The organism is Streptomyces sp. NPDC014894 (genome assembly GCF_043080985.1).
Lineage (GTDB): Bacteria > Actinomycetota > Actinomycetes > Streptomycetales > Streptomycetaceae > Streptomyces.
This window is the reverse complement of record NZ_JBIBWD010000002.1, coordinates 220,423-235,695: the sequence shown is the minus strand read 5'-3', so window position 1 is coordinate 235,695 and position 15,273 is coordinate 220,423. Positions and strand designations below refer to the sequence as shown.

Genomic DNA, 15,273 nt, shown 5'->3' with positions numbered 1-15,273 from the left:
CGAACCGTTAACCACCTTAGTAGACAGCGGGGCGGGGTGCGCACCTCAGAGCCTCCCCGCACCCTCGGCCAGCGGGAACGCGCCAGTATGCGAATGGATTCGGCCATAGACCCGGACGAACGCCCACCCATCGACTGCGACAAGGCCCCGAGTATCGGTCAACTACCCGCCGAACAAGGCGACTTGCATACCCCCCTGAGGTATTTGACACCGTCGCGGACAGCGAGCTAGCCTCCCGTCAAGTCGATACCCCACCGGGGTATCTGAGAGAGGGGAAACAGCGATGAGCGAGACCAACTGGCACCTCAAGGGCGAGTGGTTCGACGTGTGCAGCTGCTCGATGCCCTGTCCCTGCACGTTCGCGCAGGCTCCGACGGACGGCGGCTGTCTGTTCACGCTCGTGTGGCAGATCCACGAGGGGCACTACGGGGATGTGCGCCTGGACGGCCTGGGCGTGGTGGCGCTCGGCGAGTTCGCCGGGAACATGTGGGTGAACGACCCTGACGCCACGATGGCCGCGATGTTCTACATCGACGCGAAGGGGACGCAGGAGCAGCGGGACGCCCTGGAGGAGATCTTCCGCGGCAACGCCGGAGGCTGGCCCGGCACCTTCGGTTCGCTGATCAGCGATGTGCGCGGGGTGGAGTACGCCCCGATCACCTTCGAGGCCGCGCCGGATCTCGCGCACTGGGGCGCGACCGTGTCCGACAAGGTGAGCGTGGGGGCCACGGCGCTGACCGGCCCGACCGCGGACCCGAATCGCCGGGTGCAGCTGATCAACGCACCGGGGTCGGAGGTGGGCCCCGGCCAGGTCGCGACCTGGGGTGTGGTGAGCGCGGACCGCGCCGAGGGCTTCGACTTCTCCCGCGAGTACCGGGGCGGTTCCAGCAAGCACTTCCCCTTCGACTGGCGGCCCGAGGCGTCTCCGACCGAGGCGTCACCGACCGAGGCATGACCCACCGGGCCGCGACCGACCGAGGCGTACCCACCGGGCCCTGACCGACCGGACCGCGCACAGCCGATCCGCGAACAGCCGATCCGCGACCGGCCGACCGACCCCGCCGGCCCCCGCCGCGTGAGCGAACGGCCCGTCGTACGACCTCCTCCGCGCCCCGGCCCCCGCCCCCCGCCCGGCGGGTGCCGGGGCCCGGTTCACAGCCGTACGACGAGCTTCCCCGGGTGTCTGCCCTCCTCCATGTCGCGGTGCGCGTCCCTGATCCGGTCCAGGGGGTAGACGTGGACGGGTCCCGCGGAGAACTCGCCGGTGGCGATGCGGTCCAGATAGTGCTGGAGCGTCTCGGCGGGCAGATCGGCGGAGGCTCCGCCGTAGGCGGACAGCCGCACTCCCCGGGGGAGATAGTCGATCGGGTAGAAGTCGGGGACGGTCCACTGGTTGGAGAGCATCCCGGTGAAGCAGACGGTGCCCTGGTCGCGGGTGGCGGCCAGGGTGTCGGGGAGCGTGGGCGTGCCGACCAGTTCGAGCCCGGCGTCCACTCCCTCCGGGAGGATCTCGCGCACCGAGGGGGCGACCTCGCCGTCGTCGACCAGTGGATGGTCCACGCCGTGGTCGGCCAGCATCCGGACCCGGTCCGGACTGCGCGTGGTCGCGAACACCGTCGCGCCCAGGTCCTTGGCGAGCGCCGTCGTCGCCAGCCCGAGCGCCGAGGTCCCGCCGCGGATCAGCAGTGTCTGCCCCGCCCGGAGCCCCAGGCCGGTGGTGAGCGATCCATAGGCGGTCTGGAGGGTCTCGGGCAGCGCCCCCACCGTCTCCCAGGGCAGTTCCGAGGCGAAGGGGACGACCTGGGAGCGCGGCACGACCGTGTACTCGGCATAGCCGCCGTCGAAGGTACGGCCCATGCCGCCGACCATGGTGACCACCTGCTGGCCCGGCCGGAGCACCCCGTCCGGGTCGGCGTCCACCGTCCCGGTCGCCTCGATGCCCAGCACCCGGGGGAAGGTCACCCCCTCGGCGAGACCGAGCCGGGTGTGCAGCTCGGACCGGTTGAGACCGAACGCCTCCACCTTGATCCGCACCCAGCCCGGCTCCGGCTCGGGCACCGGGAGCACCCGCAGCTCCAGATGGTCCACCGGTCCCGGCTCCTCCAGAACGACGGCGCGCATGGTCTTCCCCACAGGGCCTCCTCGTGATCTCCGCCGGCCATCGTGGCGCACCGCCGCCCGAACGCGCCGGAACTCCGTCGCCCGCCGCCCGGACTCGGCACCAATGGCGGCATCCAGGCCCCGTCGCCGACCGCCCGGGGCCGCCGCGGGACCGGGCCCGTCGCGCGACGGCCGGCACCCGGATCGGCGGAGACACCGGGCCGGATTCGGCTCCCCAACCGGATCAAGACGACCGGGGCGCCGGATGCGTTCGCCTCGATCGGCGATACGCCCGGAACCCGTCTCCCCACCGGCTGCTTCCAGCCATGATCGAACTTCCGGTCAACCTCGGACGTCTCAATTCCACTTCTCCCGGGATGAGCGAGGCCGTATCTGCTCGCTCACACCCCCAGGAGGTTTTGTGTTCAACAGACATCAGCGCGCCGGGGTCGCCGCGCTCACCGCCGCGGTCTCGCTGGCGCTGGTCGCCGGAATGACCGGGGCGGGGTCCGCCACCGCCTCCCCGCCGCCGCCCGGCGGGAGCGCCGCGGAGGCCGGGCCGGTGTCCGCCGGGGCCGAGTGGGTCACGCTGATCACCGGCGACCGGGTCCGGGTCGACGGCAGGGGCAGGATCGTCGGATTCGACCCGGCCAAGGGGCGCGAGAGCGTTCCCGTGCAGACCTACACCGACCGCGGTCACACCCACGCGGTGCCCCATGACGCGCGCGGGCTGATCGCCGACGGCAGGCTGGACCGGCGGCTGTTCGACGTCACCGAGCTGAGCCGGCCGGAGAGCCGGAAGGCGTACCGCGACGGGCTGCGGCTGATCGTGGCGTACGGCGGGGCCTCGGGCGCAGGCGCCCGCGAGGCCGTCCGGGCCGCGGGCGACACCGAGCCGGAGCGGCCGCTGAGGACGCTCAACGCGGACGCGGTCACCGCGACTCCCGGGCTGTGGAAGACCCTGACCAGGGGCACGGACAGCGCGGCGCGCGCCACGGCGTCCGGGATCAGCCGGATCTGGCTGGACGGCATCCGCAAGGCCGCGCTGGAGAAGAGCACCGGCCAGATCGGCGCTCCCCAGGCGTGGCGGTCCGGGTACGAGGGCAAGGGGGTGCGGATCGCCGTCCTCGACACGGGCGTCGACGCCGAGCACCCCGATCTGAAGGGCCGGGTGGTCGCGTCCCGGAACTTCAGCGCGTCCCCGGACGCCGTGGACCGGCAGGGCCACGGCACCCATGTGGCCTCCACGGCCGCGGGCAGCGGAGCCCGGTCGGACGGGACCCACCGGGGCGTCGCGCCGCAGGCCGGGATCATCAGCGGCAAGGTGCTGGACGACGACGGGTACGGCAGCGACTCCGAGACCGTCGCCGGCATCGAGTGGGCGGTGGCTCAGGGGGCGGACATCGTCAATCTCAGCCTCGGCAGCCGGGATCATCCGGGGATCGACCCCGTGGAGGCCCAGGTCGACAAGATGACGGCCGACAAGGGGGTGCTCTTCGCGGTGGCGGCGGGGAACTCCGGCGGCAACGCGATCGGTTCGCCGGGCAGCGCGGACGGCGCCTTCACCGTCGGCGCCGTCGACCGCGCGGACAAGCTCGCGGACTTCTCCAGCACCGGCCCCCGGATCGGCGGCGGCATCAAGCCCGATGTGGCCGCGCCCGGTGTGGACATCTCCGCCGCCGCGGCCGCCGGCACCGAGACGCCGGGCGGCGTCCCGGGCTACTCCACGATGTCCGGTACGTCGATGGCCACCCCGCATGTCGCGGGCGCGGCGGCCCTGCTCAAGCAGCGCCACCCGGAGTGGAAGGCCGGGCAGCTGCGGAGCGCCCTCGCCTCGTCCGCCGTGGACACCGGACACACACCGTATGAGCAGGGCGCCGGCCGTATCTCCGTCGACAGGGCGATGCAGCAGACGGTGTTCGCCGAGGAGGTCTCGCTCGACCTCGGCAAGCAGCTGTGGCCGCACACCGACAACGCCCCGGTCACCAAGAAGCTCACCTACCGCAACAGCGGTACGGCGGACATCACCCTCGATCTGACCGTCACCGGACACGCCCCGGGGAACAAGCCGGCCCCGGCCGGATTCTTCACCACCGGCGCGGACCGGGTCACCGTTCCGGCCGGGGGCTCCGCGACGGTCGACGTCACCGCGGACACCCGGATCGGCGGGGGCGACGACGGTCACTTCACGGCCTCCGTCATCGCCTCCGGGGAGGGCCAGACCGTCCGCAGCACCGTCGCGATCGAGCGCGAAGCCGAGTCGTACGACGTCACGCTGAAGCACATCGGGCCGGACGGCAGGCCGAGCACGAAGTTCGAGACGGCGCTGATATCGAGGACGGTGCCCGGTCTCGGGCACATCGTGGACTCCGCCGACGGCGATGTCACGGTCCGGATCCCCAAGGGCGAGTATGTGCTCAACGCCGACGCCCGGGACGATCCGGCGGACTTCTCCAAGGGGCGCGACGTCCTGGTCCAGCCCCGGCTGACGGTCGACAGGGCGCGGACGATCACGCTCGACGCCCGCACGGCGAAGCCGGTGCGGCCCACCGTGCCCGACCCGAAGGCCGTCTTCACCTTCGGAGTCGCGGAGTTCGCCTGGTCCGCGCCGGACGGCGGATCCATCGGCGGGTTCTACCCGATGTTCGCGCTGGACACCGTACGCATCGGTCACCTCGGCCCGCAGATCACCGACGGGTCCCTGAACCAGACCTGGACCGGGAGCTGGCGCGGGAAGTCCGGCGCCGAGTACAAGATCGCCACCGGCGGTCCGGTGAAGCGCATTCCCACCGGCTACACGCGCGCCTTCAAGTCCGCGGAGTTCGCGGCGGTGAAGGTCGGCCTCGGCGCCTCGGCCGAGGGCAAGCGGGGCGCCCTGGAGGCCAACGCGCTCATCGGGGACACCGTGTGGGGAGTGAGCGGCTTCGGCGCCGCACGGCCGCTGCCCGACACCCGCACCCTGCACGTCCTCGCGGACGGCAGGGCGAAGTGGGGCTTCTCCTTCGGCCAGGTCGTGGGCGAGCACCCGGACGGCTACGACGCCGACGCGACGCTGGACTCCGCGCCCAGGAGCTATCGGGCGGGCAAGACGTACCGGGAGACCTTCAACACCGCGGTCTTCGGTCCCATGCTCGGCCGGAACGCGGGCTCCGCGCGCCTCGGCGATCGGCTGTACACCCGCATGCCGTTCTTCTCGGACGGCAGCGGGAACGCCGGATCGTCCGACGTCACCTCCGCCACGACGACGCTGTACCGGAACGGGACGAAGATCGCCGAGAACGCCGACGCGCTGACCGGCAGGGAGCCGCTGGCGATCGGCCGGGACGCGGGTGAGTTCCGGCTCGCCGCGTCGGTCGCGCGGAGCGCCGCGACGGCTCGGGTGAGCACCCGGATCGACGCCGAGTGGACCTTCCGCGCGGACGCGGCCCCCACGGACGACGAGGTGCTGATGCCCCTGTCGACCGTGCGCTTCTCCGGCGCCGGGGTCGGCCCGGACAGCACCGCTCCGGCGGGCGCGACCCAGACCGTTCCGCTCCGGATCGACGGCGCGGCGGCCGGGGGCAATGTCAAGGCCCTGACCGCGCACGCCTCCTACGACGGCGGCAGGACCTGGCGGAAGCTCACGGTGACCGAGAACAAGGTCACCGTGAAGAATCCGGCCAGGGGCAAGTCGATCGCGCTGCGCGCCCAGGTGACCGACAAGCAGGGCGGCGGCGCCGAGGTGACCGTGTACGACGCCTTCTTCGGCAAGTAGGCACCACCGCCCCGGCGGGCCGCACGATCGCGGCGGCCCGGCGGATCGTCTTCCCGTGGGCGCTCCGCCGGGCCGTCCGTCCCCTGTGGCGGCCCCGCCCTCCGCGAAGGCCCTGACCGGCCTCGCGGCCGCCGTCTCCCGCCCTCCGTCCCTGTCTCCCGCCCGGCCGGCTTCCGCCGTCCCCGGGCCGCCATTCGCATGATCGTCCACATGCTGGACAGTGCTGTCCAGCATGTGCGCGACCCGTCGTGCGAGGCCCCTGCCCCGGGCGGGGCGCGGGCCGCCCGCCGATCCGGACGTCCGGATCCGGAAACCGGAGCGGGCAGACACTTGCGGTGGAGATTAGGCAAGCCTTACCGTACTCACTCACACCCCTCAGGGCTCGACCGTCACACCGGTCCGCCCGCGGCGAGCGCTTCACCGACGCAGCCTGGCCGTCCGCTGCCCGGATTCTCGCTGACAGGACCCACGTGAACCATTCCCCCTTCGGGCTCCACAGCCCTGCCCGCGACCACAGCGACTGCGGCGTCGGCTTCATCACCCGTCTCGACGGGACGCCGAGCCACGAGGTCGTCCGCAAGGGCGACGAGGCCCTCCGCGCCATCCCGCACCGCGGCGGCAAATCGGCCGAGGGCGTCGGCGACGGCGCGGGTGTGAGCGTCGATCTGTCGGTGGAGTTCTTCGGCGCGATCACCGGCGAGGAGCTGCGCGCGGGGCGCTTCGGCGTCGCGAACTGCTTCGTGCCGACCGACGCCGGCCGCCGCGACGGCGCGGTGGAGCTGGTCGGCCGGAGCATCGCCGAGCAGGGGTTCGAGGTCCTGCTGGTCCGCGAGGTCCCGGTGGATCACAGCGTCACCAACCCCGCGGCCGACCGGTACCAGCTGCCCATCGTGCAGTGGGTGTTCCGCGCGCCCGGGAGCTGGGAGCGCGACGAGGTCGACGCGGCCGCCAACCGCGCGCTGCTCGCCGTCGAGGCGGTCGCCTACGCCGACGGCGCGTACGCCGGGCTGTACCCGCTCTCCCTGAGCGCGCGGACCCAGGTGCTCAAGGGACGGCTCAACTCCGCCGAGGTCATCGGGTACTTCCGCGATCTGGGCGATCCCCGGCACTCCGTCCGCTCGCTGTACTTCCACACCCGCTTCTCCACGAACACCGAGCCGCACCCGACCATGGCGCAGCCGTTCCGCCTCATGGCGCACAACGGCGAGCTGAACACCGACCGCAAGAACCGGCTGTCCGACGAGGCCCTCGCCCGCGCGCGCACCCGCAGCATCGTGCGCCCGCCGGGCCAGTCGGACTCCAGCCGGCTCGACCAGACCCTGCAGAGCCGGGTGTTCGACGACGGTCTCGACATCGTTGAGGCGGTCGTCTCGCTCATGCCGCCGGCGTGGGAGAACGACCGCACGCTGCCCGGCGCGGTGCGGGACATGCTGGAGTACTTCTCGCTGTACGAGGAGAAGAACGACGGCCCGGCCGCCGTGATCTTCAGCGACGGGGACGTCATCGGCGCCCGGCTGGACCGGCTCGGTCTGCGCCCGCTGCGCACCGTCGAGACCGCCGACTACCTCATGGTGGCGTCCGAGGCGGGCCAGGTCGCGTTCCCCGACGACGAGGTCGTGCACCGGGGCCGTATCGAGGCCGGCGGCATGCTCGTCGTCGACCACCGCACCGGCCGCCGGATGCGCACCCGCGAGGTGCTCGACGCCCTCGCCGAGCGCCGCCCGTACTCCGAGCTGCTCACCGAGGCCCGGGTGAACCTCGACGATCTGCCGGCCCCCGGCTACGAGCGCGGCACGACGACGCTCGGGTACGACGGCGACCTCAGCCTCGCCGGGCGGTACGTGGCGTACTCGCTGAACCAGGAGAGCTTCCGTTTCATGCTCGACCCGATGCTCGCCAACGGGTCGGAGCGGATCTCGGCGATGGGGTACGGCAACGCCATCAACGCGCTCAGCGACACCGAGGGCGGCATGGCGAAGTACTTCTCGCAGCGCTTCGCCCAGGTGACGAATCCGCCGCTCGACAGCATCCGCGAGGCCGACGGCATGAGCATGCGGGTCGCGCTCGGCCCGAAGCCCGACGGCGCCGGGAGCACGGCGGGACGGCAGCTCGTGCTCTCCTCGCCCGTGCTCGGACACCTCGACATGGTCCGGCTGCGCGACCAGCGGATCGTGCCGCTGGAGCGGTTCGCCATGCTCTACGTCCCGGCGCCCGGCGACGAGACCGCCAACGCCGACGCGCTGCGGTCCGCGCTCGACGGGCTCTGCGACGACGTCGAGCGGTTCGCCGCGGACGGCGGCGGCATCGCGCTCCTCAGCGACCGGGCGATCTCGTCGACGCGCGCTCCGCTGCCGGTGATCCACGCCGTCGCGGCGGTGAACCAGCGCCTCATCGAGACCGGGCTGCGCCTGCGCGTCTCGATCGTGACGGAGAGCGGTCAGCTGGCCTCCTCGCACCATGTCGCGACCGCGCTCGGCTTCGGCGCCTCGGCGGTCTACAGCCTCAGCGCGCGGCTGCGCGCCGAGGAGAAGCACCCCAGCGCGCCCGCGCCCGCGGGCGAGGTCACCGAGACCGACCGGGCGCTGGCGCGGTTCCGCAAGGCGGCGGAGAAGTCCCTCGCGAAGACGATGGGCCGGGTGGGGCTGTGCACCGCCGAGAGCTACATCGGCGGCGAGTTCTTCGAGCCGAACTACCTCGACACCCGCGACGACGTGTTCGCGCGGATCTTCCCGCACATGGACGCCCCGGTCGGCGGGGTCGGCTTCGCCCGGATCGCGCAGGCCGCGACGGAGTGGCACGAGCGGGCCCGTACGGTGGAGACCGAGCAGCAGATCCCGCTGCTCGGCCTGTTCAAGGAGCGGTCCGACGGCGCGGGGCACTCGTACGGCGTCTCGGCCGTGCGCGGCTTCGGCGACATGACCGAGGAGCGGCCGGAGTTCGGCCGGCCGGACGACTCGGACGCGCTCCGGCTGCTGACGCTCGGCCAGCTCGACGACGCGTTCGGCATCACGGACGCCGCGTACCGGAACACGGGGTACGACGCGCTCAGCGACGCCGAGATCGACGCGTTCCGGATCACGCCCGGGTACCGCGCCTTCCTGCGGACGACGCGCGAGGAGCGCCTCCGCCGCCCCTCCGCGCTCCGCGACGTGCTCGCGCTGCCCGCCGATGTCACCGGGCTGAGCACGCCGGAGGACTTCGCCCGTGAGCTGGGGCGGTTCTCCACCGGGGGCAACGCGAGCGTCACGGTTCGCGGTGTGGCCGCCTCCGTCTCCGCGTCGTCCTCGTCCGCGTCGTCGTCCTCGTCGGACGTCTCAGGAGACACGGGCGCCGGGCTGGACGGCGCGGTGACGGCCCGGCTGCGTCTGATCCCCCCGGGGCCGGACGGGGCCGAGCGGCACGCCGCGCTCGCCGGCGGACTCGCGCTCGCGCACCCCGGCGAGGTCGAGACGCTGGAGGCGGACGCCGGCGGTGTCGTCGTCGCCGCCGTCGGCGCCGCCGCGCGGCTGCTCACGCTGCTCACGAGCGCGCCCGAGAGCGTGCCGCTCGACGAGGTGCGTCCGGCGCACGAGATCACCCGCGCGCTCGCCTCCGGCGCGATGAGCCACGGCGCGCTCGTGGCGACCGCGCACGAGGCCGTCGCGCACGGCACGAACATGGTCGGCGCCCTGTCGAACAGCGGCGAGGGCGGCGAGCACCACTCCCGGTACGGCACGATCCGCGGGTCCCGGATCAAGCAGTTCGCGTCCGGCCGGTTCGGGATCTGGGCGGGCTATCTCGCCGACCCGATGCTCGAAGAGCTGGAGATCAAGATCGGCCAGGGCGCGAAGCCGGGCGAGGGCGGTCAGCTGCCCGCGCCGAAGGTCACCGTCGACATCGCGGCGGCGCGCGGCGGCACCCCGGGCATCGAGCTGATCTCCCCGCCGCCGCACCACGACACGTACTCGATCGAGGATCTCGCGCAGCTCATCCACGACTGCAAGGCCGCGCGGGTGCGGGTCGTCGTGAAGCTCGTGTCCTCCGAGGGCATCGGCACCATCGCGGTCGGCGTCGCCAAGGCCGGCGCGGACGTCATCAACGTCGCCGGAAACACCGGCGGCACCGGGGCCGCGGCCGTCACCAGCCTCAAGTACGCCGGCCGGTCGGCGGAGATCGGCGTCGCCGAGGTGCACCAGGCGCTCGTGGCGAACGGGCTCCGGCAGAAGGTCGTCCTGCGCTGTTCGGGCGCGCACCAGACCGGCGGCGATGTCGTCACCTCGGCCCTGCTCGGGGCCGACAGCTTCGAGTTCGGCACCACCGCGCTCATGATGCTCGGCTGTGTCATGGCGAAGAGCTGCAATGTGAAGTGCCCCGCCGGGCTGACCACGAACGCCGAGGTCTTCGAGGGCGATCCGCGCGCGCTGGCGCAGTATCTGCTCAACATCGCGCACGACGTCCGGCAGATCCTCGCCCGTCTCGGTCTGCGGTCCCTGCGCGAGGCCCGGGGTCGCACGGATCTGCTCCAGCTGCTCGACCATCCCGCGAGCGTCGGACGTCTCGACGTCCGCCGGCTGCTCGCGCGCGTGCCCGAGAAGGTCGTCGCGGACCCGGAGTATCTGGAGAAGGACTTCACCACCGACGACGCGCTCATCGAGCGCGTCCGCGCCGCGCTGATCGAGCGGTGCGAGCCGGCCGTCCTGATCGAGGGCGTCCGCCTCGGCAACAGCGACAAGTCGGTCGGCGGGCAGCTCGGCATCGATGTGGAGCGGCTCCTCAACCACGAACTCGGCGCGCTCGACCTCGCCGGCGCGTCCGCGGTCGCGACCGACGACCGCGGCCGCCGCCGGCTCGTGGACGGGGCCGTCCGCATCCGCACCGCCGGGTCCGCCGGTCAGTCGTACGGCGTGTTCTGCAACGACGGCATCACGCTCGAACACACCGGCACCGCCAACGACGGCGTCGGCAAGAGCCAGAGCGGCGGCCGGATCGTCGTCCGCGCCCCGGGCGGCGGCAGCGCCGAGCGCGGCGGCAATGTGCTCGTCGGGAACTTCGCGCTGTTCGGCGCGACCGGCGGACGGACGTTCGTGGAGGGCGAGGCGGGCGACCGGTTCGCCGTGCGGAACTCCGGCGCGACCGCGGTCGTGGAGGGCGTCGGCGACTTCGGCTGCGAGTACATGACCGGCGGTTCGGTGCTCAATCTCGGCGGCTTCGGCAAGGGCCTCGGCAACGGCATGAGCGGCGGGTTCCTCTACCAGTACGACCCGTCGGGCGAGCTGCCCGGCCGGGTGAGCGCCGATTCCCTGCTCGTGTTCCCGGTGACCGACACCGCGCACGGCGCCTTCCACGAGCAGGCCGTCCGGCTGCTCCTGGAGTGGCACGTCGAGGCCACCGGATCCCGGCTCGCGACCCGGCTGCTGGAGGACTGGGAGAACGAGCGGCGGCATGTGTACTGCGGGATGCCCCGGGCGCTGCTGCTGTACCAGGACGCCTCCGAGATCCTCGCCGCGGCGACCCGGTCCGAGCTGCTCGACGAACTGGCGACCTCGATCGCGACGGACAAGCTCCGCGCCTTCAAGGTCGACTACCGCGACCGCCGCACCGTGCTCGGCGGCCGCGCCCCGGCCCTCGGCGACCAGGGCGGCGACGGCATGTTCTCGCTGCTGTCCTCGTACACGGTGCTCGGCGTCGCCCAGGAGCTGGCGCTCAAGCGGGTGCCCGGGGCCACGGGACTGGACGATCCCCGCATCGCCGAGGCGGTGCGGAATCTGGTGCTCACCGAGGACTTCCTCGTCAAGCAGCGCGTGGTGAAGTATCTGCGCGGCGCGCTGGACCGGTTCGACGACGACGAGCTGGCCACGCTCATCGCGATCAAGCGCCTCGACGACTACAAGCACGCGCTGAGGCAGCGGAACAACCTCAGCGTGGACGCTCCCGGCACCTACGGCTGGATCGTCCACCAGAACACGAAGAACGCCGGCCGGGTCCGGGCCGCCCGGTTCGACGAACTGCTCGCGACCGCCGCGCTCACCGACATCGCCGCCAACGCCGCCCGCCGCTCCCCGCAGGCCCCGACCGAGGCGGTGACCGCATGAAGCTCATGCCCCCGACCGGATCCCTCATCCTCGCCGACGCGCCGTTCTCCGCCGAACAGGAGTCCTGGCTGGCCGGCTTCATCGCGGGCATCGCGGCCGCCGAACGCCGGGAGACCGCCCCGGGCGACGCGCCCTCGGCGACGGTGGACGTGCTGTTCGGCACCCAGACCGGGACCGCCGAGTCCCTCGCCGACGAGGCCGTCGCCGGGGCCCGCGCCCGCGGCCTCGGCGGGACCGCCGCCGCACTCGACGCCGTCACGCCCGAGCAGCTCGCCGCCATGTCCCACCTCCTCGTCGTCGTCTCCACCTACGGCGAGGGCGAGATGCCCGACAACGCCGGGCTGTTCTGGGAGGCGCTCCAGTCGGAGGGCGCGCCCCGGCTGGAGGGTCTGCGCTACGCGGTCCTCGGGCTCGGCGACCGGGGGTACGACGACTTCTGCCAGGCCGCCAAGCTCATCGACACCCGCCTGGAGCAGCTCGGGGCGGTCCGGCTGCACGACCGCGTCGACTGCGACGTCGAGTTCGAGGAGCCCGCGGCGGCCTGGACCGCCGCGGTCCTGGAGCGTCTCGCCGCCGAGACCGGCGCGACGGGCGCGGGCGCGGCCCCGGCCCCCGCGGCCGGGGACACGGCCGGCGGAGCGGGCCCGGCCTCCCGGACCCGCTCCCCGTGGAACAGGCGCAATCCGTACCGCTCCCGGCTCGCGGTGAACCGGCTGCTGTCCTCGCCGGGCAGCGCGAAGGAGATCCGGCACTACGAGTTCGAGCTGGGCGACAGCGGCATCGCGTACACGGCCGGCGACGCGCTGGCCGTGATGCCGGTCAACGCCGAAGCGCTCGTCGGCGAACTCCTCCAGCACCTCGGCGCGAGCGGCGACGAGGACGTCGAGGGGCGGCCGCTCGCCGAGGTGCTGCGCACCGGGCGCGAGATCCGCACCCCGTCGAAGGAGCTGATCGCCGAGCTGGTCGAGCGTGCTCCGTCGAGCGAACTCGCCTCGGTCGTCGCCCGCGGCGACCGGTCCGACCTCGACTCCTGGCTCTGGAACCGGGATGTGCTCGATCTGCTCCGCGACGCCGGGCCGGCCGCGCCGGACCTCGACGCGCTGCTGCCGTTCCTCCGGCCGCTCCAGGCACGGCAGTACTCGATCTCCTCCAGCCCGCTCGCGCACCCGGACCGCGTACATCTCACGATCGCGTCCGTCCGGTACGACACCCCGCACCGCCGGTACGAGGGCGTCGCGTCGACGTATCTCGCGGACCGGGTCGGCGCGTACGCGGAGGGCGCGGCGGACTCGGCCGTCGGCGTCTATCTCCAGCCGAACGCTTCCTTCGGCGTCCCGGCGGACGACGACGCCCCCATGATCATGATCGGCCCCGGCACCGGCATCGCGCCCTTCCGCGGCTTCCTCCACGAGCGCGCCGCGCGGGGCGCCTCGGGGCGCAACTGGCTGTTCTTCGGCGATCAGCACCGCGCGAGCGATTTCGTGTACGAGGACGAGCTGGCCGAACTGGGCGAGCGGGGCGTGCTCACCCGACTCGACCTCGCCTTCTCGCGCGACCAGGCCGAGAAGGTCTATGTGCAGACCCGGATGCGCGAGCGTTCGCGCGAGCTGTACGGATGGCTGGAGGACGGCGCGCACGTGTACGTCTGCGGCGACGCCTCCCGGATGGCGAAGGACGTCGAGGCGGCGCTGCTGGGCGTCATCGCCGAGCAGCGCGGGCGCGGCGACGAGGATGCCGCCCGGTATCTGGCGGACCTGCGCCGGGCGAAGCGCTACGTACGGGATGTGTACTGAGCATGACGAATCACCATCCCGGGTCCCGGGACGCCGAAGGGCCGTGCGTGTTCGAGCAGCGCTGCGAGCGGCTGGGCCGCACCGTACGGCCCATCGACGCGCGGATGCCGGAACTCGCGCGCTGTCTGACGCTCTTCCAGTACGTCCAGGCGGTCACCGGCGGGCCGGTCGCACGGATCGACCAGGCCGGCAGCTACGCGGTCCCGAGTCTGCGCGGCGAGGCGTTCACCGTACGGCCGGGCTCGATCGCGCTGCGCATCGACGGCGACGCCCTCGTCTCGGCCGCGACCGTGCGGGACGAGCGGACCGGCTCGGTCGCCCTGCAGCTGTTCGGCGCGGACGGCCGGATCGTGCACCAGGGCCGGCTGCTCTCCGAGGGGGACCGGCTGCTGGTCGGACTCGCCCGCGCCGCCGACGCCGGGGGGCCTGCCGCCGGACCGCCCCCGGTCACCGGGTCGCCCTCCTGGGAGAACGGCGATCAGCTCGCGCAGCTCGACGCGGTCCTCGTGGACGGGGGGATCGCCCGGCGCGGGGCGTTCGACCGCTACCTCGGCGAGCACCGGGCGATCGACGTCGGCGTCGTGCCCGCGGTGCTGGAGCATGTCTGCTCCGCCGGGCTGCCGATCGGCGTCGCGGTGTTCGCCCCGGGGGCCATGCAGGCGTGCGGCGGCCGGGTGCACGTCACCGACCAGACGGTGGACGGGCGGGTGTTCGCGGCGATCGCGGAGAGTTCGGTGGAGATCGACCTCCGGGCGGTCCGCGCCTGCCATCTGGTGCGCTCCGCGGCCGCGCACGGCCCGACCTCGGCGATCGAACTGGACGACGGGGACGGGCGCTGCGTCGCGGTGATCACGCAGTTCGGCATCGTCGGGGAGGGTGTGCACACCGACTGGGAGCATCTCGCGGCCTCGCTGCCCGACGCCTAGGGTCCGACGCCTAGGGTCCGGGGGCGAGTGCCCGGGGGCGGGCGCGGAGACGATCCGCGCCCACTCCCCCGGCGCCGCGTGGGCGGAGCCGTGACGGTCCCGGCAGCTCCCGCCGGGGCGGGCCGGACCTTGGGTCAGAGCGGGTTGAGACGGGCCTTGAGCAAGCAGAACTCATTGCCCTCGGGGTCGGTCAGCACATGCCACTGCTCCTCCCCCGTCTGTCCGATGTCGGCCGGGCGCGCGCCGAGCTTCAGCAGGCGCTCCAGCTCGGCGGCCTGGTCGCGGTCGGTGGCGTTGACGTCGATGTGCAGCCGGGACTTGCCCTTCGCGGGCTCGTCCTGGCGAACGAGGACGATCGTCGGCTGCGCGCCGCCGAACCCTTCCCTGGGGCCGATCTCCACCGCTTCCTCGCCCTCGCGGTCGAGCACCACAAAGTCCAGGACCTCGCACCAGAACCGCGCCAGCGCCTCGGGGTCGTGGCAGCCGAGTACGAGTTCACTGATACGACACGCCATTGCACATCCTGCTCTCAGCCGGGGGTCCGCCGGGAAGGTCGCCGTCGAACGTCACGGGCTCCCCGGTGGAAACAACCTGGCGACCGTATCGGACGAGACGATCACGGGCGAATG

Annotated in this window: 7 protein-coding genes; 5 read left to right on the top strand and 2 right to left on the bottom strand. The window is 73.0% G+C overall.

Annotated features, from left to right (window positions below; genetic code table 11):
• The first annotated feature begins 283 nt into the window (after positions 1–283).
• On the top strand, positions 284–955 hold the full coding sequence (locus ACF089_RS05125; protein WP_392022027.1) for a DUF1326 domain-containing protein: 672 nt from the start codon (positions 284–286) through the stop codon (positions 953–955).
• A gap of 197 nt (positions 956–1,152) precedes the next feature.
• On the opposite strand, the gene ACF089_RS05120 is transcribed toward ACF089_RS05125, so the two are convergent.
• The gene (locus tag ACF089_RS05120) at positions 1,153–2,121 is read right to left on the bottom strand and encodes a zinc-binding alcohol dehydrogenase family protein (RefSeq protein WP_392023362.1); all 969 of its coding nucleotides are present in this window, start codon (positions 2,119–2,121) and stop codon (positions 1,153–1,155) included.
• A 400-nt stretch (positions 2,122–2,521) separates the two neighbouring features.
• Here ACF089_RS05120 and ACF089_RS05115 point away from each other — a divergent pair, with 400 nt between their 5' ends.
• From ACF089_RS05115 to ACF089_RS05100, 4 genes are all read left to right on the top strand, one after another.
• Positions 2,522–5,854, top strand: coding sequence for a S8 family serine peptidase (locus ACF089_RS05115; protein WP_392022025.1), 3,333 nt, complete (start codon positions 2,522–2,524; stop codon positions 5,852–5,854).
• 470 nt (positions 5,855–6,324) lie between these two features.
• Positions 6,325–11,925, top strand: coding sequence for a glutamate synthase-related protein (locus ACF089_RS05110; protein WP_392022023.1), 5,601 nt, complete (start codon positions 6,325–6,327; stop codon positions 11,923–11,925).
• On the top strand, positions 11,922–13,718 hold the full coding sequence (locus ACF089_RS05105) for a sulfite reductase subunit alpha (protein ID WP_392022020.1): 1,797 nt from the start codon (positions 11,922–11,924) through the stop codon (positions 13,716–13,718). The genes ACF089_RS05110 and ACF089_RS05105 overlap by 4 nt, the downstream gene beginning before the upstream one ends.
• A 2-nt stretch (positions 13,719–13,720) precedes the next feature.
• A complete protein-coding gene (locus ACF089_RS05100; protein WP_392022017.1) occupies positions 13,721–14,644 on the top strand; it encodes a hypothetical protein in 924 nt (307 codons plus the stop codon).
• 134 nt (positions 14,645–14,778) lie between these two features.
• On the opposite strand, the gene ACF089_RS05095 is transcribed toward ACF089_RS05100, so the two are convergent.
• Positions 14,779–15,159: a VOC family protein gene (locus ACF089_RS05095; RefSeq protein ID WP_392022014.1), complete on the bottom strand. Its 381-nt coding sequence runs from the start codon at positions 15,157–15,159 to the stop codon at positions 14,779–14,781.
• Positions 15,160–15,273: the final 114 nt, after the last annotated feature.

Excerpts from the sequence above, each read along its gene's own strand:
- ACF089_RS05095 (WP_392022014.1), bottom strand. The coding sequence starts at position 15,159 with ATGGCGTGTCGTATCAGTGAACTCGTACTCGGCTGCCACGACCCCGAG.
- ACF089_RS05125 (WP_392022027.1), top strand. The coding sequence starts at position 284 with ATGAGCGAGACCAACTGGCACCTCAAGGGCGAGTGGTTCGACGTGTGC.
- ACF089_RS05105 (WP_392022020.1), top strand. The coding sequence starts at position 11,922 with ATGAAGCTCATGCCCCCGACCGGATCCCTCATCCTCGCCGACGCGCCG.
- ACF089_RS05120 (WP_392023362.1), bottom strand. The coding sequence starts at position 2,121 with ATGCGCGCCGTCGTTCTGGAGGAGCCGGGACCGGTGGACCATCTGGAG.
- ACF089_RS05100 (WP_392022017.1), top strand. The coding sequence starts at position 13,721 with ATGACGAATCACCATCCCGGGTCCCGGGACGCCGAAGGGCCGTGCGTG.